General features: G+C 42.5%; 23 protein-coding genes and 1 tRNA gene. 7 read left to right on the top strand and 17 right to left on the bottom strand.

Going from position 1 to position 18,950, the window contains the following annotated elements; all coding sequences use genetic code 11:
- Nucleotides 1-124: 124 nt before the first annotated feature.
- On the bottom strand, nt 125-1,771 hold the full coding sequence (locus BLS49_RS11950; RefSeq protein ID WP_091230311.1) for a formate--tetrahydrofolate ligase: 1,647 nt from the start codon (nt 1,769-1,771) through the stop codon (nt 125-127).
- Nucleotides 1,772-2,200: 429 nt separating this feature from the next.
- Nucleotides 2,201-2,524, bottom strand: coding sequence for a hypothetical protein (locus BLS49_RS25270; RefSeq protein ID WP_245742352.1), 324 nt, complete (start codon nt 2,522-2,524; stop codon nt 2,201-2,203).
- Between the two features lie 363 nt (nt 2,525-2,887).
- Between BLS49_RS25270 and BLS49_RS11935 the strand changes: the two genes are divergently transcribed.
- Nucleotides 2,888-3,142 (top strand): helix-turn-helix domain-containing protein, encoded by a 255-nt coding sequence (locus tag BLS49_RS11935; protein ID WP_091230303.1) that lies wholly within the window; start codon nt 2,888-2,890, stop codon nt 3,140-3,142.
- A 435-nt stretch (nt 3,143-3,577) separates the two neighbouring features.
- Here BLS49_RS11935 and BLS49_RS25265 read toward each other — a convergent pair whose 3' ends face one another.
- The 10 genes from BLS49_RS25265 to BLS49_RS11895 all read right to left on the bottom strand — a co-directional run bounded on the left by BLS49_RS25265 (nt 3,578) and on the right by BLS49_RS11895 (nt 9,452).
- Nucleotides 3,578-3,724 carry a hypothetical protein gene (locus BLS49_RS25265; RefSeq protein ID WP_245742351.1) on the bottom strand — a complete coding sequence of 49 codons (147 nt, stop codon included), beginning with the start codon at nt 3,722-3,724 and terminating at the stop codon, nt 3,578-3,580.
- A 12-nt stretch (nt 3,725-3,736) separates the two neighbouring features.
- Nucleotides 3,737-3,919 (bottom strand): hypothetical protein, encoded by a 183-nt coding sequence (locus tag BLS49_RS11925; RefSeq protein WP_245742350.1) that lies wholly within the window; start codon nt 3,917-3,919, stop codon nt 3,737-3,739.
- A gap of 124 nt (nt 3,920-4,043) precedes the next feature.
- Nucleotides 4,044-4,376, bottom strand: coding sequence for a Fic family protein (locus tag BLS49_RS25015; protein WP_245742349.1), 333 nt, complete (start codon nt 4,374-4,376; stop codon nt 4,044-4,046).
- Nucleotides 4,334-4,888: a Fic family protein gene (locus BLS49_RS25010; RefSeq protein WP_217640055.1), complete on the bottom strand. Its 555-nt coding sequence runs from the start codon at nt 4,886-4,888 to the stop codon at nt 4,334-4,336. Before BLS49_RS25010 ends, BLS49_RS25015 begins: the two co-directional genes overlap by 43 nt.
- A gap of 98 nt (nt 4,889-4,986) precedes the next feature.
- Entirely contained in the window at nt 4,987-6,357 is a 1,371-nt protein-coding gene (locus BLS49_RS11915) for a hypothetical protein (RefSeq protein ID WP_091230300.1), read from the bottom strand.
- Between the two features lie 165 nt (nt 6,358-6,522).
- Nucleotides 6,523-7,149: a hypothetical protein gene (locus BLS49_RS11910; RefSeq protein ID WP_245742348.1), complete on the bottom strand. Its 627-nt coding sequence runs from the start codon at nt 7,147-7,149 to the stop codon at nt 6,523-6,525.
- A gap of 426 nt (nt 7,150-7,575) precedes the next feature.
- A complete protein-coding gene (locus BLS49_RS11905; RefSeq protein ID WP_091230297.1) occupies nt 7,576-8,025 on the bottom strand; it encodes an acyltransferase family protein in 450 nt (149 codons plus the stop codon).
- Entirely contained in the window at nt 7,985-8,350 is a 366-nt protein-coding gene (locus BLS49_RS11900; RefSeq protein WP_175471389.1) for an acyltransferase family protein, read from the bottom strand. Before BLS49_RS11900 ends, BLS49_RS11905 begins: the two co-directional genes overlap by 41 nt.
- A 164-nt stretch (nt 8,351-8,514) precedes the next feature.
- Nucleotides 8,515-8,745 (bottom strand): hypothetical protein, encoded by a 231-nt coding sequence (locus BLS49_RS24555; RefSeq protein ID WP_139173132.1) that lies wholly within the window; start codon nt 8,743-8,745, stop codon nt 8,515-8,517.
- Between the two features lie 317 nt (nt 8,746-9,062).
- Complete coding sequence (locus BLS49_RS11895) at nt 9,063-9,452, bottom strand: winged helix-turn-helix transcriptional regulator (RefSeq protein WP_091230292.1); 390 nt, start codon at nt 9,450-9,452, stop codon at nt 9,063-9,065.
- A gap of 224 nt (nt 9,453-9,676) precedes the next feature.
- Between BLS49_RS11895 and BLS49_RS11890 the strand changes: the two genes are divergently transcribed.
- Together BLS49_RS11890 and BLS49_RS11885 are read left to right on the top strand one after the other, a co-directional pair.
- Nucleotides 9,677-10,210, top strand: a complete 534-nt coding sequence (locus tag BLS49_RS11890) for an NAD(P)H-dependent oxidoreductase (protein ID WP_091230289.1) — start codon at nt 9,677-9,679, stop codon at nt 10,208-10,210.
- 90 nt (nt 10,211-10,300) lie between these two features.
- Nucleotides 10,301-10,510 carry a hypothetical protein gene (locus tag BLS49_RS11885; protein WP_091230287.1) on the top strand — a complete coding sequence of 70 codons (210 nt, stop codon included), beginning with the start codon at nt 10,301-10,303 and terminating at the stop codon, nt 10,508-10,510.
- 260 nt (nt 10,511-10,770) lie between these two features.
- On the opposite strand, the gene BLS49_RS11880 is transcribed toward BLS49_RS11885, so the two are convergent.
- The 4 genes from BLS49_RS11880 to BLS49_RS11865 form a co-directional block, all read right to left on the bottom strand.
- Entirely contained in the window at nt 10,771-11,970 is a 1,200-nt protein-coding gene (locus BLS49_RS11880) for an Acg family FMN-binding oxidoreductase (RefSeq protein WP_091230285.1), read from the bottom strand.
- 2 nt (nt 11,971-11,972) lie between these two features.
- Nucleotides 11,973-12,635 (bottom strand): TetR/AcrR family transcriptional regulator, encoded by a 663-nt coding sequence (locus BLS49_RS11875; protein WP_091230472.1) that lies wholly within the window; start codon nt 12,633-12,635, stop codon nt 11,973-11,975.
- 387 nt (nt 12,636-13,022) lie between these two features.
- Nucleotides 13,023-13,370 (bottom strand): phosphotransferase, encoded by a 348-nt coding sequence (locus BLS49_RS11870; protein ID WP_245742347.1) that lies wholly within the window; start codon nt 13,368-13,370, stop codon nt 13,023-13,025.
- A gap of 10 nt (nt 13,371-13,380) precedes the next feature.
- Nucleotides 13,381-14,751 (bottom strand): aminotransferase-like domain-containing protein, encoded by a 1,371-nt coding sequence (locus BLS49_RS11865; protein WP_091230282.1) that lies wholly within the window; start codon nt 14,749-14,751, stop codon nt 13,381-13,383.
- 120 nt (nt 14,752-14,871) lie between these two features.
- Between BLS49_RS11865 and BLS49_RS11860 the strand changes: the two genes are divergently transcribed.
- Both BLS49_RS11860 and BLS49_RS11855 read left to right on the top strand, forming a co-directional pair.
- Nucleotides 14,872-15,804: a DMT family transporter gene (locus tag BLS49_RS11860; protein WP_091230279.1), complete on the top strand. Its 933-nt coding sequence runs from the start codon at nt 14,872-14,874 to the stop codon at nt 15,802-15,804.
- A gap of 55 nt (nt 15,805-15,859) precedes the next feature.
- Complete coding sequence (locus BLS49_RS11855) at nt 15,860-16,669, top strand: DMT family transporter (RefSeq protein WP_245742346.1); 810 nt, start codon at nt 15,860-15,862, stop codon at nt 16,667-16,669.
- 80 nt (nt 16,670-16,749) lie between these two features.
- Here the strand turns inward: BLS49_RS11855 and BLS49_RS11850 are convergent.
- Nucleotides 16,750-16,825, bottom strand: a tRNA-Ala gene (locus BLS49_RS11850).
- A gap of 445 nt (nt 16,826-17,270) precedes the next feature.
- Here BLS49_RS11850 and BLS49_RS11845 point away from each other — a divergent pair.
- Together BLS49_RS11845 and BLS49_RS11840 are read left to right on the top strand one after the other, a co-directional pair.
- The gene (locus BLS49_RS11845; protein WP_091230275.1) at nt 17,271-17,957 is read left to right on the top strand and encodes a response regulator transcription factor; all 687 of its coding nucleotides are present in this window, start codon (nt 17,271-17,273) and stop codon (nt 17,955-17,957) included.
- Nucleotides 17,944-18,933: a sensor histidine kinase gene (locus BLS49_RS11840; RefSeq protein WP_091230271.1), complete on the top strand. Its 990-nt coding sequence runs from the start codon at nt 17,944-17,946 to the stop codon at nt 18,931-18,933. Before BLS49_RS11845 ends, BLS49_RS11840 begins: the two co-directional genes overlap by 14 nt.
- Nucleotides 18,934-18,950: the final 17 nt, after the last annotated feature.

Here is an 18,950-nt window from a genome sequence, read left to right as displayed (position 1 = left end):
AGAGGAAAGGCTTGATGGATCTGGGTTTTCAACCTTTCTCCAAGCATCCTTTCCCCGACTCTATCATACATAGAAATATCTTCAAAATCGTCACTTGCGAAGGACAGCTGCCCTGCCCCGTAGATCAGCTCAGACCTTCGATATGTCCCGCCTCATTCAGCCTTATGCGCCACGCCGCTGGTTCCGCAGGCAGCCCTGGCATCGTGACCATCTGCCCCGTCAGCACGACGACGAAGCCTGCGCCGGCCGACCAGCGAATATCCCGCACCTCAATGGTAAACTGCTCCGGAGCCCCGAGCACGGCGGGTCGATCTGTAAACGAATAAGGCGTCTTCGCCATACAGACAGGAAGGTCGCGTACGCCTAGCCGCTCCAGCTCCTGCAATGCTCGCTTCGCAGCTGGACGGTATTTAACCCCGGCTCCGCGATAGATGCGCGTAACGACCGTCTCAATCTTCTCTTCAAGCGGCATGTCATCTGGATAGAGCAGTTGGAACGCATCCACCGTTGAACCGTCAGCCAACGCAACTACTTCCTGCGCTAACTCGCGGCAGCCTTCGCCGCCACGCTCCCAAGCGTCCGAGACGATCGCCTTCACACCAATCTCTGCGCAGAGATTGGTAATCTGTGCCAGCTCCGCCTCCGTATCCGCCGCAAAGCGGTTAATAGCGACTATTACCGGCACGTTGAAGAGGCGCATGTTCTCCACATGGCGCCGCAAGTTGCCGAAGCCGGATCGTATCGCCCCGGCATTCTCCGTCAAAAGCTCCTGTTTAGGTACGCCGCCGTTGTATTTCAGCGCACGCACGGTCGCAACGATGACCGAAGCCGCCGGATGCAGGCCTCCCAGACGGCACTTGATGTTCATGAACTTCTCCGCACCCAGATCGGCGCCGAATCCCGCTTCCGTCACGACGTAATCGGCCAGCTTGAGAGCATGACGAGTTGCCCGTATGCTGCTGCACCCGTGGGCGATATTGGCGAAAGGACCGCCGTGAATGAACACCGGGTCGCCTTCGAGTGTCTGCACCAGATTCGGTTGGATCGCATCCTTCAGCAGGGCGCACATCGCATCCACTGCCCGGAGCTCACCCGCCGTCACCGGACGACTGTCGATGTCATACGCCACAACGATCCGGTCGAGCCGCGCCCGCAAATCGGCCATATTTTCCGCTAAACATAACACCGCCATCACTTCCGAAGCGGTCGAAATAAGGAAGCCGTCTTCGCGGACGATACCGTTGTTGTCGCCGATGCCGATTACGATCTGGCGCAGTGGCCGATCATTCATATCAAGCGCCCGTTTCCATACAATTCGCGCCGGGTCAAGACGCAAAGCGTTGCCTTGGTGAATATGGTTGTCAATAAGTGCCGCCAACAGATTGTGCGCTGATGTAATCGCATGGATATCGCCCGTAAAGTGCAGATTAATATCCTCGGCCGGTACGATCTGGGCTTTGCCACTGCCTGTGGCGCCGCCCTTCATGCCCATGCACGGCCCGAGTGATGGCTCGCGCAGCGCGGCAGCCGCCTTCCGTCCAATCCGATTTAATCCTTGCGTGAGCCCTATCGTTGTCAACGTCTTGCCTTCTCCCGCCGGCGTCGGATTCATAGCGGTAACGAGGATAAGCTTCCCGTCCGGCCGCTGCGAGACGGATGCCCATACATCCTCGGATAGCTTCGCCTTCCATTTACCGTAAAGCTCAAGCTGATCCGGCTCCAGGTTCAGCTGTGCTGCAACTTCTGTGATTGGTTTCATATATGCCTCCATACCTATTCCGCTTCATTCGCTATTATATTGTGAGTTGAGCTCTCATAAAATGCCACTCATGATTCATCCGGGTTTTCACTCTCTATTTTTTTTATTTCTCCCTATAGAGTATTATAAAAAAAATTCACCCAAAAAGTTAACGATCATGAGGCGAATTTAGTACAGGCTTATTTTGATTAGTATTATGTGAAGGATTTAAGAAATACTTCACCCTGAGGAGAATATGTAGTAGTTGATGGATTAATTAAAAAATAATTTCCGAACGGGTGTCCATGTGTGGATGAGCTGCTTTTTGTGATTGTGATGCACAACATCGTGTGTTTTCAACACACTAAAAAAGCGTCCGCTTAGAACGCCCTCTGACTATGACAAGAACAGTTCAAAAAACAAGCTTTCTGTATACTCATAAACTTCTAGTTACTTTTTAATTCATTCCTCCCTCATACACCTTGGAATCTTCTTATCGCTAGCAGTAACATCAGCATAATCCAATAAAGAGAAGACAAGCTGCATGCCATCCTTCATTCCCTGCTTATATAGTTGTTCATTTATTAATGACTGCTTAAAATGACGCTGATCCTCCCATATTCTAAAAGTGGGGGATTTTATGAAATTCTCATCCTCAAACATAGCATAAAACGCCTTGCTCTCCTCTTTGCGAACCTGTCGAATCTCTGAATGTTGTTCAATATGAGCAGATACTTCATCCAGCCTTTCCTCAATTGCTCTACAAAACCATATCGGTAAACCCATTCTCTATCCCCCTTCATTCAATTGGTCTATGACTTTCTGCATGTGCTCTTTATCTGATACAGTTGCATAAGCAACTTATCCACTCGCTGGCTTTGCACTTGAAGTTCCTCGTTACTAAAGAGTGGAATAAGCTGTTCGATTGATTTTTGACCAAGCTTATTAAGCTTACTTCTTTCCCTATCCAAATCACTAACCAAATCAGACATGTCATCTCCCCTCGCCTCTTTACCAAATAAATACATTGGGCCATTATAACTAACCCAATTTTTAATGCGAATATCGGTTTATTTTATTTTAATCCGATATTCGCATTAAAACAACAAAAAGATCACGTACAATTTGGTAAATTGTGAGGTGTATACTGTGAAGCATAGGAAAGAGCCGCTAGGCAACAAAAATATTATAGGCAATCGTGTAAGCAAAATACGCAAAGCCCAAGGTATGAAGCAAAAAGAATTCTTAGCTCGTTTGCAGACACTTGGTCTGGATATTAGCTCAACCAGCCTTTCTCGATTAGAAGGACAGGATCGGCTAGTCCAAGATTATGAGGTTGTTATTATTGCAAAAGCACTCGAAATTTCTGTAAATACTCTATTAGGAGAAAAAGATGAGAAGTAGATAAGCTACACCCTCATCATCTTCAGCACAATACATCCACCTAGTTTCACCACGCCCACAAACACCAGCATATTATAGATCGGCTTGATGCGCTGGTGTAACCGTCAGCAATACTCTGTTACTCCCTTAGCCAAAATATACTAATTAATGATCACTACATGTGTTTTACCCACTTCAAATCCAAACCAATAGAGCTTTGAATCTATCAGGCTGGTGCGTGTGCCAGGGGTTAAGTAAAAAAACTCCGCCGCGGAGGTGGAGTCTGTATTTATCCATTTCATTTTATCTTCCGCTGCGTTTCCAATAAACATTATCTCGCTTATGCTTAATGCCGTATATCCATACCTTCGCTGCTTCATCATCAACCTCAAATACCAGAATGACCTGGTACAGTCCGGGTCTTACCCAAAGTCCATGGAGTGTACCGTTCTCAATTTACTTGGCGGTAAGCGTGGGTGTGTATTGCAAACGATCAAACGAATCGAAGTAAGTACGCTCCTTCACTTCCGGAGGATAGGCAAGTATGCTACTTAACTCATCCAAAGCAGATTGCGCCCAATATACACTATATATTCTGTCCATGCTCAAATTCCTTTATCTTCGCCTGCAAATATTCGAGTCCGGCTTCCCTTCCATAGATCGCCCTTGTTCGTGATCTTCGCGGCTCTGCTGTACTTGCCGAATCAGATCCGAATCCTCCGACAGCGACGAAATAACCTCCGACAGTGTATCATCTTTTTCACGCTTCATGTTCAAGTACCCGATAAAATCATACACCTGAAATGCATCCTGCTCTGGGATTTGATCAATCAGTCGTTTAACTCTTCCCGATTTACTGCCATTATCTTCACCGCCTTATCCCTTGGACTTATGATAAGATGCTTTAGCCTTTCTATTATTACTACAGTGACTGGTCCATACCCGGATAAGTCTCTGGTCCATGTTTTAATTCCGGAAAGAAATAAGCAACCTCCGCTTCATATCTGTCCTGTGCCGACAGGCAGGTGTCCAGCAAATACCCTTTTTCTGAAGAGTACTCCTTCAGGCCGCGGTAATAAAACAGCTTCTGCTCATGGTCAATGATAAAGGGGAGTATACCATTTTTCAAACATTCCTTAAACAGGATGATCCTGCCGACACGACCGTTTCCATCCTGAAAAGGATGAATACTTTCAAATTCATGGTGGAAGTCTACGATGTCCTCAAACGAAATACCGGTTTTCTGGTGATACATGATGAGCAACTTCCCCATGCGCTTGCCACTTTTCCCGGAGCAGTCGTTTTCATATCTCCTGCCGCATTGGGTCTGGCTTTGTAATCTCCCACGCGGAACCAGTCTTTTCTTTCATCAGAAGTATTTCTTTTTAAGATTCTATGGAATTCCTTGATCATTTCTTCGGTCAAGTCTTCATGTGCAAGGTTCAACATATAGTCAAAACAGGCGAAGTGGTTTACTGTCTCTATAATATCGTCAACGCTTGCTGTTTCTTCAGGTTCTACGTTTATAGTGTTGGTTTCAAAAATATATCGTGTCTGATCCTCAGATAACCGACTGCCTTCGATCCGGTTGGAGTTATAGGCAAGCTTAATTTGGGTCTGATGGTACAGCCCTCCTTTAAGCCCCATCTTCATTTCTTCCTGTAAGAGCTCTGCTAATGTTTTATGTTTCATCCACATTTCTCCGATTAAATTCAGAATGATCCCCTGTATCTTAACAGTCAAAATAGCACTACTTGTTGCTATCATTATAGCATTCTCTATTGTAAAATATGCAGTTGTGCTCGATTCTGTCTGAGTCAGACATTGGTCCCGCCAAGAACAAAAGAGACCGCGGTTGGCCTCTTTTACGTAAGCTTTGCCAGCTCATCCATAAAAGCCGGTCGTGTATAATATTGAGCTTTTAATTGAAGGATGATTTCTTCCTGGCTTGGTTTTCCTACTGCCTTTTTATATCGTTTAAGTATGGCGCATACACGCTGATATCCTTTTCTGTTGGAAGATGTGCTGGCCGCGCTATAGATATAATTGCTATAAATCTGAGTCATTTCCTCACGGTAGTCCGAAGACAGTCGAGCTGCATATTCTTCTATCGTCGACGGATTGGCCCTTACATAAACCATCATTTCTTCCAAATCATTTTTTTCTGAGATAAGCTTAAGATAGACGTCCCAGGTTCTCCAATGGTTAGCTTTTTTCAGTTCCTGAAGGATGCTGCGGTAGAACTCTTCTTTGTCTCCTTGAAACAGAGACTCCAGTTCATGATAATAATCATAGTCACCATCCAGCAATAGCTCCTTAGCCAACTCCATCTGCTCTTGCCTGAGGGAAAGCTTTTTGTAGGCTTCATATCTTGCAACCTTCCACCTGGAAATCAAACCGGGAAACTGCTTATCCTGTTGTTCTCCTTCTTCAGCTAATTCGATGGCGCGGCGATAATTTCGGGCAGCCATACTTTTCTCAATAGCCCATTCTCTAAAAAAAGTGAACTGGAGGTGCTCTTGTACAAACCGCTCTGCTTCCTCTCTGGAGCCGTAGTCCTGGATAATCTGGAATAAAATTTGGAGCAACGCTTCATTTGAATATTTTCGATACTCATTGTTGGCATTGGAAGCAATTTGATGCTCAATCGCCCCCTTCAACTGTTCTCTGAACTTCTCCACATCCGCGAATTCGGCACAGATACGGAATAATGCAATCCGGAAATCATCCCAGTCCTCAAAAACCCCACTCTTGCTCACGCTGAGCAGACGTTCAAAAAAGCGTTCCCGAGCAGAAATATCCTGCTGATCCTGGCTGCCCGCAATTTCCTGAATCTGCTCCAGCGCTTCCCCCACCAGCATGCCAATATCGCCGTCCGAATCATCCGCATACTGAAATGCGGCTATTCCTTCTTCCAGCACCAGTAAAGCGATTTCCAGCGCCAACGACTCATCCTGCGCACCGTTCATGTCTTCAAGCAGCTTAAGCATTTCACTCGCAAACCCATAGGTTTCCCGATAAGGAATGAATCCCTCTCGTCCTACATATTTTTTCACGATAGAGTCAATCAGTTTCTTGCATGTCTGAATTTGCTGACTATGATCACCTTTGGCGTATCTTAACAGGAGACTGTTGCTAAACATCTCATCCTGTTCCACGACTTGAGCAATAACACGAATCAGTTCTTCTTTGGACAAGCTGTTTAATAAGGCTTCTATTTCAGTCTGCCTCGCCATTCTCATTCACACTCCAAATCAATCATTATTGAATATTAATTGCCGCCGCCCCCAAGTTAAGCTTCAACCCACCGTGAGCTTTTTTAAGTACAAACTTTCAGCAACAGGAATATTGATACTTGTTCAAAATTAGTCAGCAAAGCATTTTCTTTTATTGCATAACCTTTACTCAGTGACTCTCTTTAACTCAAATTGTGTTGCTTCTAACATCAGGATAAGTCTATCATCATTAACATCCAAAAAACCTACAGGTATAGAAAGTCCTGAAGAAGAGTCAGATACGCGTAATGCTTTTACTTCATCATTTCTATTCAAACTTAGCATATCCATTTTAAATATTCTATAAAAAGAGTCCTCGTTATAGCATATCTCAGTAATTTCATAGAGTGGATCTTCTAGTTCATATTGATAAACATTATAGTTTTCAAACCCTTTTGATGAAAAAAAATCTTTATTGATTATAATTTCATCACCAATAACTTGTTGCCCTGTTGGATATTCAGATGCATCATTATATGAATCTGCAAATCCTAACAGTTTTTCAACTTTCCAGGTTCCATAGAAAAACTTCTCAGTTTCACTATCCAAATCCATACTTCCTACAAAAGGTTCAGATGTGTTACTTGGAATAATATTATCATCTTCTTTTGCTTCATCAATTGATGGTTCAATCGTAGGGGTATTCTTTGTAGTTCCATCGACTTGATTTTTTAATAAAGACACATTACTACATCCAACCAAACAGGCAGACAATATAGACATTATCAGAAACATTACCACTTTTATCCTCATTATTACCCTCCTGGTCACTATTTAATGTCCAATTTTAGGATCAGTTAATGTAAGGACAGATATTTATTTAACCCATGTATTAAGTTCATTCTCAGATGCCCAGCCATGGATATCCATAAAATAAAGCCAACCAAAATGAATATGCGCCTGTTACTAGCAGCACAATCTAATATTATCAATATTCGAACAAGCCGTCTTGTGATTTGTCCACGCCCCTAAAATCACGTGGGCAAATGGTGGACAAATCCACAGAATTTTATTGTCAAACTAATCACACACAATATAACTCTATTATAATTTCTATTATTCAATCAAATAATGTGATTTTTTTATAGATTTCGACAAATTTCTACCAATGACTACTTTTCCCAGTCATAAATGTATTACAGGACATACTCGCCGTGTCTAGCGTATGTTGCCCTATAATTAGGCAGTCAATTCTGAACTATCGTGTCCCGCAGAGTTGTTGGTTTCAACTTGGTTAGAGCTCATCTTTTTTTCAACTTTTCGAGCTAGTTTTATTGCACCTTGATCTATATATTTCATATAATAGTGCGACAAAATAAATAAGGGCACCATAGAAGCCATAAACGTAATTGCATAGGCAAGATTATAACTAATATGATGAATCACTTTACTAAATAGGAACGCAGAATACGTATTTAGGAAAGTGAAATGAATGAGGTAAAGGGAAAATGAAATCTGTCCTAAATAAACAAACGGTTTCCATCCAAACACCTTTTGCAGCACTTTTGAACGAAGCAGAGCAAACAAAATCATAGCAGCACCTAGGGTTCGAGCAAGAAGTCGTGGGTCGATGTTGAGTTGAATCCATTCATTGATAGTTTTCGTCCACACTTCTATAGGTTCGTACATAGTCCCCATTAATGAAGTATAAGGCGCTGGAACGCAATAACTTTAGAAAGGTCTCACTATCGAGCTCTTTTTCGAACATTTTGACACTCAGCACATAGCCACTTAGCACAAAAAACAAACAAACGGCAAATTGACCATTATAAAATAAATTAATCGGAGAATGCCCATACCAGATATCCCATTCAAAATGAGCTTGTTGCGGTCTTCCATTTAACGCAGCTGGATAAAATACTTGTATGTAGTGCGAAATAACCACGGCAAATGCTGCGAGTCCCCTAATGCCATCCAAATAGAATAGCTTTCTTTCAGATGTCTCTTTATTCATTTTTTCCTCTTCTTTCATGAAAAAAACTATTTTAACATGCGACGCTGCGCGATTAAATACATATCGTGAAATTCACAACACGCACCGTATGCGAGATTATATCCCGCTACGGTACTTCATGCAAAAGTCTGCAATCCCGATTTTACATTATCCAGTATTATAAATTAAATTCCATCTTTAAACCTTGGATGTGGTAAACCGACCTTTAATGCTGGTGATGAACCTAGAGCACAGACTCCGTGTTCTTTTTTGCCTTTTTTCACGTTGCTGTCTCGTCGTCGCATCGCCCTGAATACCGGCTCACCGTCCGATGTTTTCATATCTCGGTGACCAACGAAAATACTTAATTCACCATCCGAGTAATTAGTGGCAATACCTAACAACGTTTTAGACATATGATCCACATTAACAAATCAATCACTCAGAACCCTTTGTTCCGTAGAAATAAACTCTTGCTACTTCTATCACGACTTTATTATAATCTGTGTAATGTCTTGATATAAAAACAGGGAAGAGGCTTGATGGCACTGGGATTTTCCCATTCTCCATTCTTCCTCTCCCCGATTTTGTCACGTCTTTATTCGATTTTTAGCACGAATTTATTTGAAATAACAAGAGTTTATTGTGAGTCTACAATTTTCTGACTATCAAAACCACCGACTCCACATGTGTGGGTTGCGTAAAATGGAAGATCCTGATGTATTCGAAGGGTTCAACTATCTATCTTTCTGAAATCTTCAAAGCTCTCCTGTGGCTTATCCTCCAGCAAGACGATATCTTCTCCTTGTTGTTGTCTCATTTTAATATTTTCTTTCCCCCAAGAACACATAACTTCAATGATCTTATTGACTGTAACTCCATATGCCGTGAGGGTATATTCGACTTTTGGCGGCATCTGCTGGTATACATATCTTCTTATGAGCCCATCCTTCTCAAGTTCGCGAAGCTGCTGGATTAGAACCTTTTGTGAAATACCCTGAATATTGCGCTGTAATTCACTTGTTCTCTTAGTACCGGACATCAAAAAGCATATGATCAGAGATTTCCACTTTCCTCCGATGATTTCAAGTGTTGCCTCTATGCCCATATGGTATTGTTTCACAGAATAACACCTCGTTCATTCCGTTCTTATAAGGTCGGTCTAAAAATTTATTATTTCATATATTTTATTACGAGTCCAGTACGTACTTTGAAGTAACCATCTTACTTTATTGTGTGTATTTTCTTTTTTTTAAACCTGCAAGATAATGATGGTATTCTAAAAAATGAGCCAAGACACTTTGAAGATACATTCTTGAATATGGGCCTGAGAAGGGAAGATTCATAATGAAAACACTGGTAATTTTGGCACACCCCAACCTTGAGGTTTCAAGGGTAAACCAGCGATGGAAAGAAGAACTCCTGCAATATCCAAACGATATTAAAATCCATGAGATTTACAAAGAGTATCCTAACTGGAGTATTGATGTTCCTCGTGAGCAAAATCTATTAGAAGCATATAACCATGTTATCTTGCAATTCCCGTTGTATTGGTACAGTTATCCGCCTCTATTGAAAAAGTGGTTTGACGATGTTTTTGCCTACGGATGGGCTTATGGATCAAAAGGTGACAAGCTCAAAGGGAGAAAGCTAGGGCTGGCCATGTCCATCGGCGATAAAAAAGAAAATTATTTGCCAGAGGGCTCTGTTTCTTTTACCGTGGATGAATTGATTACGCCCTTCAAAGCCAGTATAGGACATGTAGGCGCAGTGGCATTGCCCTATTTTGCTGTCTTCGGAGTTTCATTTCAAGCTAGCGATGAGGAAATCAATCACAGTGCAAATGAATATATCAACTATATCTTTAAGCATCAACAGTAACTTGTTACTGTATCCGTCACGGCTCGTATAGTCAGCGCTGAAATATCGCTATCGAATTGAGGAATCCTCCTCTCTATAGGAGTCGTTAAAATGCAAATTATATATAGAGATAATCTTCTACAAACCTCCCTGACGATATGCTACAAAGATCGCTTTCTGACAATGGATCGTTTGGTCATTCATACCGGAGCAGCACATTCTCTTCTTTCATCCGATATTGTGGAGCAAATTGGAATTCATTTTGAGAATGGAGATAGGCTTTTGATTGTGGATAATCCCTTATCGGCCTCGATATTCTAAAGCAAGGCAATATGATTATTGATCTGCATCGGATGGAAATGTATTCAGCAGTCCTTGGTCAAGATTAAAATGGGGACGCGAATCGCTCGCGTCCCCAAAACTATTATTTTCTCACTCAAACCCCTTATAAATCAAGGAACAAACAGCCTCCACATGCCTTGAGTGTACAAAAAAGATGCCGTTTGAAGCTGTTGGGGCCTTGGCAGACTCAGCCTCGAGTAATTCCTACCGACTCATAGACATAGCATCATATCGCAAATTCATTCTTCGACTATCATATCCATTACATCGCGTCGCATGCTCTGCGGGACTTCTTTTGTGGGCTCACCCAAACGGACGAGCATCTGAATAGTACCTCCATCTGAAGCGTAGTCGCGGTGAATGTTGCTGTATGGCTCTTTCATTTCGGGGTATTCCTCCAAAACCTGACTGAGCGGCTGCATAACAAATCCCAACCGGTGTGCTGCCAGTATCAATCTACTGTATAGCATACCACTTTTGACCTGGCTTGTACGGCTATTGTCCTTCGTAGTAATCATGGCATAAGCTGGTGTGTTGCCCACCGATGTCCGAGCAGACTGAATAAAGAGATCCGATGCAGCTTTCCCGCTGTTCGTCGAAGGAAAGAGCGTGACCAGGCCCTGTGTAAGATGCCGCATGATACCCGAAGTACCCTGCCCTTCGACAGAAAAGCCATAACGATATTTGTTTTTCTGGTACTCGTTAGCGCGAAAGATGGTTTCCGATTCCTTCATAACACGATCCACACCCGCTTCAATGCTCGCTCCCTGCACTGCGTAGCCGTTCAGTTTATCTATATTTACCTTATCCTGAAAAATTTTCATCGACAGACCGGTGTCGGCATTGATGGCTTCCAACTGATTAATCTGTTCAGAAGTCAACTTGGTTGACTGATATGCCGCCCTGTTTGTGTCCGGTAAAAACAGGAAATCATAAAGAACGCTGCTTTGAGGATTCGTTTTTGTAAGCGTGATTTTTGCCACCGGTATGGTTTTCATACTCTCCGACAGTTTTTGTTCGTTATAGCCGCCATCTGGAAATAATTCTATTGCAGTTTGATACCCTGATTCATCCCCAGCGATTTTGACATACTCCAAAAAGGTGCCTTGCGTAACCATCATTTGCCGTGCAAAAGGGTCCACCTCGCTTGTCAAACGGTCGCTGTCGGCGTATAAATAAAATACCTTAGGGTTATTTTTGTCGAGCCGGATTTTCCATGGCTGCATGTTGTGACCGTTTGAAGACAACAGACCATGAGCCACAAGGCGTATCCTTGGATCGTCAAATTTTTGCGAATAGGTCTTTTGCCAAGGCTCCAAATATTTGGGTTGTTCAAAAATTCCGCTTATGACGAACAAGGACGCAAAAGCGATGACAAGTAGCGCTCCAACGCATGAAAGTATAATGGTCATTGTTTTCTTCACCTTCCTCTTGCTCATTGTTAATTCCCTCCATTTTCAGTTTGTATTGATCTGACAATAAGCTCAAAAGCTACTGATATCAATTCCTCAGGTGTCGTCCCGTGATAGTTCTTAATGTAATTTTCCTTTTTCTTTGCGGTATTAAACACCCCAATCATGCAGGCCCATAAAGCAAGAGCCGTTTTTACAATATCCAGATCACTACGGATGGAATTTTCCGCAATGCCCCTTTTAAGCACTCCGGTAAGATACCCCAGTATTTCTTCCCCAAGCGCATAGCATTCTTCTCTTGATTGGTCAGAAACCCCTTTTTGAAAATCCAGTTCCCCATTTTCATACTCCATAATTGCCTTAAAATATTCCGGGTGATCCTTGCTGAACCGATTAAGTGATAAAGTCATCTGCTTTAATTCCTCAATCGTATTACAGGCTTTTTCTTTTTGTGAGTCATCCTTCAGCATACCGATTAACAACTTGTATCCCCTTATCATAATTTCAAAATAGATTTGCTCTTTACTTTTGAAATAGACATACACTGTTCTCTTACTGAACTCAGCCTCTTTCGCTACATCATCCATTGTGGCATTGCCATATCCTTTTGTAAAAAAAATTCTTTCCGCTGCTTCAATAATATCGTTCCTGCGGATTTCCTTTTCTTTTTCCTTGCGTTGCTTTGTTCCCAAAGGATACACCATTCCCTTCACTCGTGTGTTATAAAGTAAACTTTAAGTTTACTTTATTCTAAGATATATTTAGTCTTCTGCCAATACATTTTTTACAAAAAAGCTCTTTAGCTTAATTTGGACAATAAAAAAACAGGCTCACCTTCATTAAAGATGTATCTTGATATTTATGCTATTGAAATCTTTTATTTAAATATACATATACAAATTAGCAAGCCTTTCTTCATCTCACTAGCTTCATGCCAACAGAAGGGTATACTTAAAATTTCGACGTGGGGTGAATGCTGACGGTAGACGATCTATTTTACATTAAGATGTGGCTGTTATTCACCTAAATAAAACAAGATCCACCCAGCATAATGCAAGGTGGACCTTGTTTATTATTACTCAGTATTGCTCTCGAAATCCCCGTCTCAATTCATCTCTAACACGAGCGAACTTTAACTTAACATCATCAAGCCACTTGGGTGCATCTGTAACATCTGAGCCTTCCAACGACCATAACAATTTCGAGAACCTATATAACTTTAGAAACGATTTCACTTGAGGATTATCCAAGTTCATATCATCGTCAAGAAAATCATCAAGAGCCGTTATAATGTCGTGTGCATACCAGCTATAAACAGCATCATCGAAATCAATAACGCTAAACGAACTATTTTCCTCTTCATAAAATATGTTGTCCAGTTGAAAATCATAATGGATTAATCCACAATTGCTGGACGATGTTTTCACTTCATATAATTCAGGGAGATTTAGAAAAGCTCGCCGTCATAAGCTGCCGTATTTCATCGATGAGTAAGTGAACACCATCCTCGATCCCATTCAACCGAACACGTGACACATTCAGCTTTAACAAGTTGTCTTTCGGAAACGAAGGAAGATAATGCTTATCAATCGGTTCAATCCATAGTGATTTTTTCTTCAGTCTTCTGATCACTTCATTTGCGGGTACGTCCTCAATCAATCTAATGTAGGTATGGAGCGAAGATTTTACGCCAACATCGAAACTAAAAAGATTCCTATTCTGAATCAGCTGTTGTTCTAAAGCTGCTTGAAGAAGTCGTGATCGTTGCTCGTAATAGGATTTGATTTTTTGTTTATGTCGATCAAACATGCTGCTTTTTAAGTAAATTTCCAAAGCTCCTTGCGAAAGCATTGAACTATCGATATCTTGAATTCTTTTGTACTGCGTAAAAGCGATAAGAAGGCTGTCGGGTATAACAGCGATGCCGATCCTCAGGCCCGGAAAAATGATTTTGGAATAGCTTTTTAAGTAAATGACATGTGTCTTGTCATCGTATGCGTATAACGGATCAGCTTTAGTATCCTGTTCCATATCAGCCAAGTAATCATCTTCAACAATATAAACATCATACTTATGCGCAAGTGCAACGATTTTCTTTTTCTCCTCCGCGCTATAGGAACAACCTAATGGGTTATGGAATCTCGGCATTGTGTAAAAGAATTTAATATCCTCTGTTTTGAAAATTTCCTCTAGCTCTTCAAAGTCGATACCTCGGGACGTTCTCTTTATTCCTGTAACCGGAACGCCATAGGTTATTAAGTGCTCGATGAATAAATGATAGCTTGGCTGTTCGATTAATATTTTTCTTTTCCCATTCGGAAACGGGAGAGCGGTCAAAATGGAAAGAGCCTGCTGGATCCCGGAGACAACAAATAGGTTGCGGACGTTCGTGAAAACCTGATAATTGGCTAATTGCTTTTGCATAATGTGGAGAAGAGATGGCAGCCCTTGCGGGGTTCCATAAGTAAACAAGTCTTGCTTATATGTATCAATGGCTTTATTGACGCAATGCTGAAAATCCAAATACGGGAAAATGTTCGGGTCCGGCGAAGAAGTCGCAAAATCAATCATTCCCTGCTCTTCCTCATGGGCAGTGATTCCCGATTTGACCAGGTAATAACCGCTCTTGTCTACCGAATAAACGATGTGGCGTTGTTCAAGATCATGAAGAGCCCTTATGACAGTGCTTTTACTAACGTGATATTGGTTTGCAAGAACCCGAATGGAGGGTAATTTATCTCCCTCTTTTAAGTTATGGTTAACAATTTGTTCTTCTAATTCCTTAACGATAAGAAAAAATTTATGCACTTCATTCGCTCCCGCGTGCATCTGTATCGGTACAGATGCCCTTTTTATTTATTGTAGCATCAAGCGCCTCATGTTTAAATTGGTTAGCGGGAAGTCATTCTATACGTGAGGAGGCAAACCATGAAAAACGCGAAACGAACAAACCTTGCCGCTTACATGGCTGCGATTGCCTATGCGGTCATTATCGGGTTTTCATTTTTGTTTGTTAAACTAACCGTTACGGCAACTCATCCTCTGGATGTGCTGACGCATCGTTTTTTTATCGGGTTGATTGCTGTAGCTATCCCTTTTCTATTCGGTTGGGTTCATCTTCGGTTTTCATTAAGCGACTTATGGAGAATCGTTCCATTAGGCCTATTTTCGCCTGTATTGTTTTTCGCTTTTCAGACTTATGGACTGATCAACACTTCTTCATCGGAGGCAGGCATCATCCAGGCAACCGTTCCTATTTTTACCTTAATCCTCGCTTCTTATTTCTTAAAGGAACGAACAAGCCTAATACAGAAGCTGTCTTTGATCCTGTCTGTTGCGGGAGTCGTATTGATTTTCGTCATGAAAGGTGGAAGTGGTCTGAATACAACGAATCTCGGCGGCATCTCCTTACTGTTGTTTTCCGCGCTTTCATTTGCCGGATATAGCGTCTTGGCTCGTCCTCTTGCCAAAAAATACGCGCCGATGGAGATTACCCTTATTACGATGGGGATGGGATTTATTGTATTCATGACCGCTTCACTCGTTCGGCATACAGCGGCAGGAACACTAAGTACATTTTTTCAGCCGCTTACTCAACCCGCTTATGTGATCGCACTCCTATACTTAGGTGTACTATCCTCTGTAGGGACCACACTATTATCAAGTTTTGCATTATCACGGCTCGAAGCTTTTAAAGTCAGCGTGTTCAGTAATTTATCGACGCTAATTTCCATCATGGCTGGTGCTTTAATTTTAAAGGAGCATATTACGATTTACCATTTGATCGGTACCATGATGATCATTGCAGGAGTGTTGGGTACGAATAAAAAACAGATGCATTCTAAAACGAGCCGAATGTAAATAGTCGAGGAGTCGTTCGTATGAAAATAAAAGGGATTTTATTATTATTTCCAGCGTGCCACCAATTACACTTGCTGCTGCAAAAGCATTTGTTGGAGCAATAACACTAGCGTTTATCTATATTTTATTTTCCAAGAAAGAGCAAAGTCCGATTTCTTTAAGATATCCCAGGAAAAGATTAATGCTGCTCTATGCAGGCATAGCATTTTTTGAAGCGGTTATCCCCTTTTTCTTAATTGGTTGGGGGCAGCAAAGAGTATCCAGCAGCATGGCTTCTATTATTATGGGAACCGTCCCTATTTTCACGCTACTTATCTTATTTCTCTTTAAAGTCAGCCGATTGCGTTTGATGCACTTTATTAGTATTGGCGTTGGTTTTGTTGGTATTCTCCTTATCATTCTTCCCTCTTTAACGATCGATATTACGAATCAAAGTTTATGGGGAATGGCCGCTTTGATTTTTGCTTCATTAAGCTTTGCGATTTCTTTGGTACTGATTGAAAAACTGCCGTCCATGTCTTCGGTGCTGGCAATGAGAAATATACTTTTTATCGCATCTATTGTCCTGATTCCAGCTAGCTTTATATTGGAAAGCCCACTAAGCATCAGGCTTACTTTCATTGAAATGCTGTGCCTTCTCATTCTTGGAATTTTCCATGCAGGAATCGTATATATGATGTTTAATCTGCTCATTCAACAATCCGGAGCGGCTTTTGCATCCTTGACCAATTATTTTGTTCCCGTTATTGGCGTTATTCTCGGTACAGTTTTATTAGGAGATCAGATTGATTCAAAGACGTGGTTGGCTTTAGTTGTCATATTAATATCCTTGTTACTAGGGAGTATAGCATCTAAAAGTATATAACTCAGGCGATAATGCGATCAGGAAGGCGGCTAAAAATAAATGAGAAAAACCGTCCTGACGGACGGTCCTTCGCGTTGGCGTGGAGAATAGGGGAGCGAACCCCTGACCTCTTGCTTGCTATGCAAGCGCTCTTCCAGCCAGCTGAGCTAAGCCTCCTAAAACTTCATCAACATTACATTTGTGCGAACCTGTCACATCTCATTTTCGAACCATCAATATTAGACACTCCACATGCCCTGAGCGGCTAGGACGGATGAAGTTGTGAGTCTATCAAGTTTGTACCGCGACCTACAAAAAAACTCCGCCGCGAGCTAGAGTCTATTATATCATCACCATACTGAAACACTTTGAGGGCTACATAATCGCCTTGTACGCAAGGCGACTGTACGACAAAAACGGGACAGCCCTATTTATATGTTGACGAGGAATTGCGGCGCAGACTGGATACCAAGCTGATTGCCGTATTTTTTTGTTTTATACCTCTGCTTGTATATTTCCGTCAAAAGAAATTTAATAAAGTTATAATCACAAACAGAATGGTAGTATACCATTGCTCTGACGGACGATATAGGAGCAGTAAAGTAAAGGATGGTGAAAATAAATGAAACGGATATTTTTGGTTGAGGACGATAAGGCAATCGCTAAAAACCTTATACTTTTGCTCCGCTCGGAGGGATTTACAGTCACTCACGCCCCTACACGGAGTGAAGCCCTTGCCGCACTTGCCGGGAATAAATTTGACTTGGCGTTGATTGATATTTCTTTGCCTGACGGAAATGGCTTTACGGTTTGCACGGAAATCAAAGAAACAGGGGATGTTCCCGTTATCTTTCTGACGGCTTCCGGCGATGAGGCGAGTGTTGTTACTGGGCTGAACATGGGCGCGGACGACTATATCACCAAGCCTTTTCGTCCGCGCGAATTGATTGCGCGTATTGGAACCGCCCTGCGAAAAAGCGGGCGCTCTCAGTCGGCTTTTGAAATCTGCGGGCTTCATGTCGATACGGCAAGCGGCGTTGTGAAAAAAAACGGCAACGAGGTTTTTCTTTCAGCTTTAGAATACCGCTTATTGCTGGTGTTTATTAGCAACCCAAAAAGTATTATCACGAGAGGCAGGCTACTTGACGAATTGTGGGACGCGGCGGGCGAGTTTGTCAATGACAATACACTGACCGTGTACATCAAACGCTTGCGGGAGAAGATAGAGAACGACCCGGCAAGCCCGCAAATCATTCTGACCGTTCGCGGGACGGGGTATAGATTGGGTGGCGAGTATGCTTCGGAATAGGGAGGTTCGACAGTTTGCCATTTTGTTCTCCTTAATGGCCGCCATCGCCGTAATGCTGGGATTTGCAATAAATACGGCGGCGGGAATCCTTGCCATTGCTTCTGCCACCGCCTTCGGCACAGCGTTTTTTGCGTTTACCAAAGCCCGATACAAAAGCATTGAGCGGATTTCAAATCAAATCGACCTTGTGCTTCATAATGCTGACCATCTGTATATTGGTGAATCGGACGAGGGCGAACTTTCCATTCTGCACAGCGAGATAACAAAAATGATGTTGCGTATTCGGGAGCAAAATGGCGCGCTGAAAAAAGAAAAAGAACATCTTGCCGATTCGCTGGCCGACATAGCCCACCAACTCCGCACCCCGCTCACATCCGTGAACCTTATTCTGTCATTGTTAGAGAATAACCCTGACGAAAATGAACGGAAAGCATTTGTACGGGAAACAGAGGAATTACTTGTGCGGATGGATTGGTTGATTACTTCCCTATTAAAATTATCCCGCTTGGACGCGGGCATTGTGGTGTTCCAAAGCGAGCAGATCGATGTAAACAACTTGATAAACGCCGCGCTTCGCCCGTTCCTAATCCCAATGGAACTGCACGATATTGATTTGCAAATAGATGCACCGAAAGGGATGATTATTCAGGGTGATTCCGGTTGGCTTTCGGAAGCAATTCAAAATATCCTCAAAAATTGCATAGAAAGCGCAGGCGAGAACGGGAAGATTGAGATTGTCTGCAGGGACAACCCACTGTTTACCGAGATTGCCATCCACGACAGCGGCGCGGGCTTTGAAAAAGAAGATTTACCCTCCCTGTTTGACAGGTTTTATCGTGGGAAAAACCCAAACGCTACAGGATACGGGATTGGATTGGCCCTCTGCAAGATGATTATAACTCGGCTGGGAGGGGCGATTACCGCAAAAAATCACCCGCAGGGCGGTGCGATATTTTCCATTCGATTCCCAAAGTGACGAATCTCTCACCTGAA

It is taken from the genome of Fontibacillus panacisegetis, from assembly GCF_900102215.1.
Classification (GTDB): domain Bacteria; phylum Bacillota; class Bacilli; order Paenibacillales; family Paenibacillaceae; genus Fontibacillus; species Fontibacillus panacisegetis.
Note: the sequence above shows the minus strand (reverse complement) of the source record. Positions and strands in the feature narration are given on the sequence as shown.

Bases quoted from the DNA above. Each gene is read 5' to 3' on its own strand.
- BLS49_RS11950 (WP_091230311.1), bottom strand. From the start codon at position 1,771: ATGGAGGCATATATGAAACCAATCACAGAAGTTGCAGCACAGCTGAAC.
- BLS49_RS25270 (WP_245742352.1), bottom strand. From the start codon at position 2,524: ATGGGTTTACCGATATGGTTTTGTAGAGCAATTGAGGAAAGGCTGGAT.
- BLS49_RS25265 (WP_245742351.1), bottom strand. From the start codon at position 3,724: ATGGACAGAATATATAGTGTATATTGGGCGCAATCTGCTTTGGATGAG.
- BLS49_RS25015 (WP_245742349.1), bottom strand. From the start codon at position 4,376: ATGTATCACCAGAAAACCGGTATTTCGTTTGAGGACATCGTAGACTTC.
- BLS49_RS25010 (WP_217640055.1), bottom strand. From the start codon at position 4,888: ATGATAGCAACAAGTAGTGCTATTTTGACTGTTAAGATACAGGGGATC.
- BLS49_RS11915 (WP_091230300.1), bottom strand. From the start codon at position 6,357: ATGGCGAGGCAGACTGAAATAGAAGCCTTATTAAACAGCTTGTCCAAA.
- BLS49_RS11910 (WP_245742348.1), bottom strand. From the start codon at position 7,149: ATGAGGATAAAAGTGGTAATGTTTCTGATAATGTCTATATTGTCTGCC.
- BLS49_RS11905 (WP_091230297.1), bottom strand. From the start codon at position 8,025: ATGTACGAACCTATAGAAGTGTGGACGAAAACTATCAATGAATGGATT.
- BLS49_RS11900 (WP_175471389.1), bottom strand. From the start codon at position 8,350: ATGAATAAAGAGACATCTGAAAGAAAGCTATTCTATTTGGATGGCATT.
- BLS49_RS24555 (WP_139173132.1), bottom strand. From the start codon at position 8,745: ATGTCTAAAACGTTGTTAGGTATTGCCACTAATTACTCGGATGGTGAA.
- BLS49_RS11890 (WP_091230289.1), top strand. From the start codon at position 9,677: ATGAAAACACTGGTAATTTTGGCACACCCCAACCTTGAGGTTTCAAGG.
- BLS49_RS11885 (WP_091230287.1), top strand. From the start codon at position 10,301: ATGCAAATTATATATAGAGATAATCTTCTACAAACCTCCCTGACGATA.
- BLS49_RS11880 (WP_091230285.1), bottom strand. From the start codon at position 11,970: ATGAGCAAGAGGAAGGTGAAGAAAACAATGACCATTATACTTTCATGC.
- BLS49_RS11860 (WP_091230279.1), top strand. From the start codon at position 14,872: ATGAAAAACGCGAAACGAACAAACCTTGCCGCTTACATGGCTGCGATT.
- BLS49_RS11845 (WP_091230275.1), top strand. From the start codon at position 17,271: ATGAAACGGATATTTTTGGTTGAGGACGATAAGGCAATCGCTAAAAAC.
- BLS49_RS11840 (WP_091230271.1), top strand. From the start codon at position 17,944: ATGCTTCGGAATAGGGAGGTTCGACAGTTTGCCATTTTGTTCTCCTTA.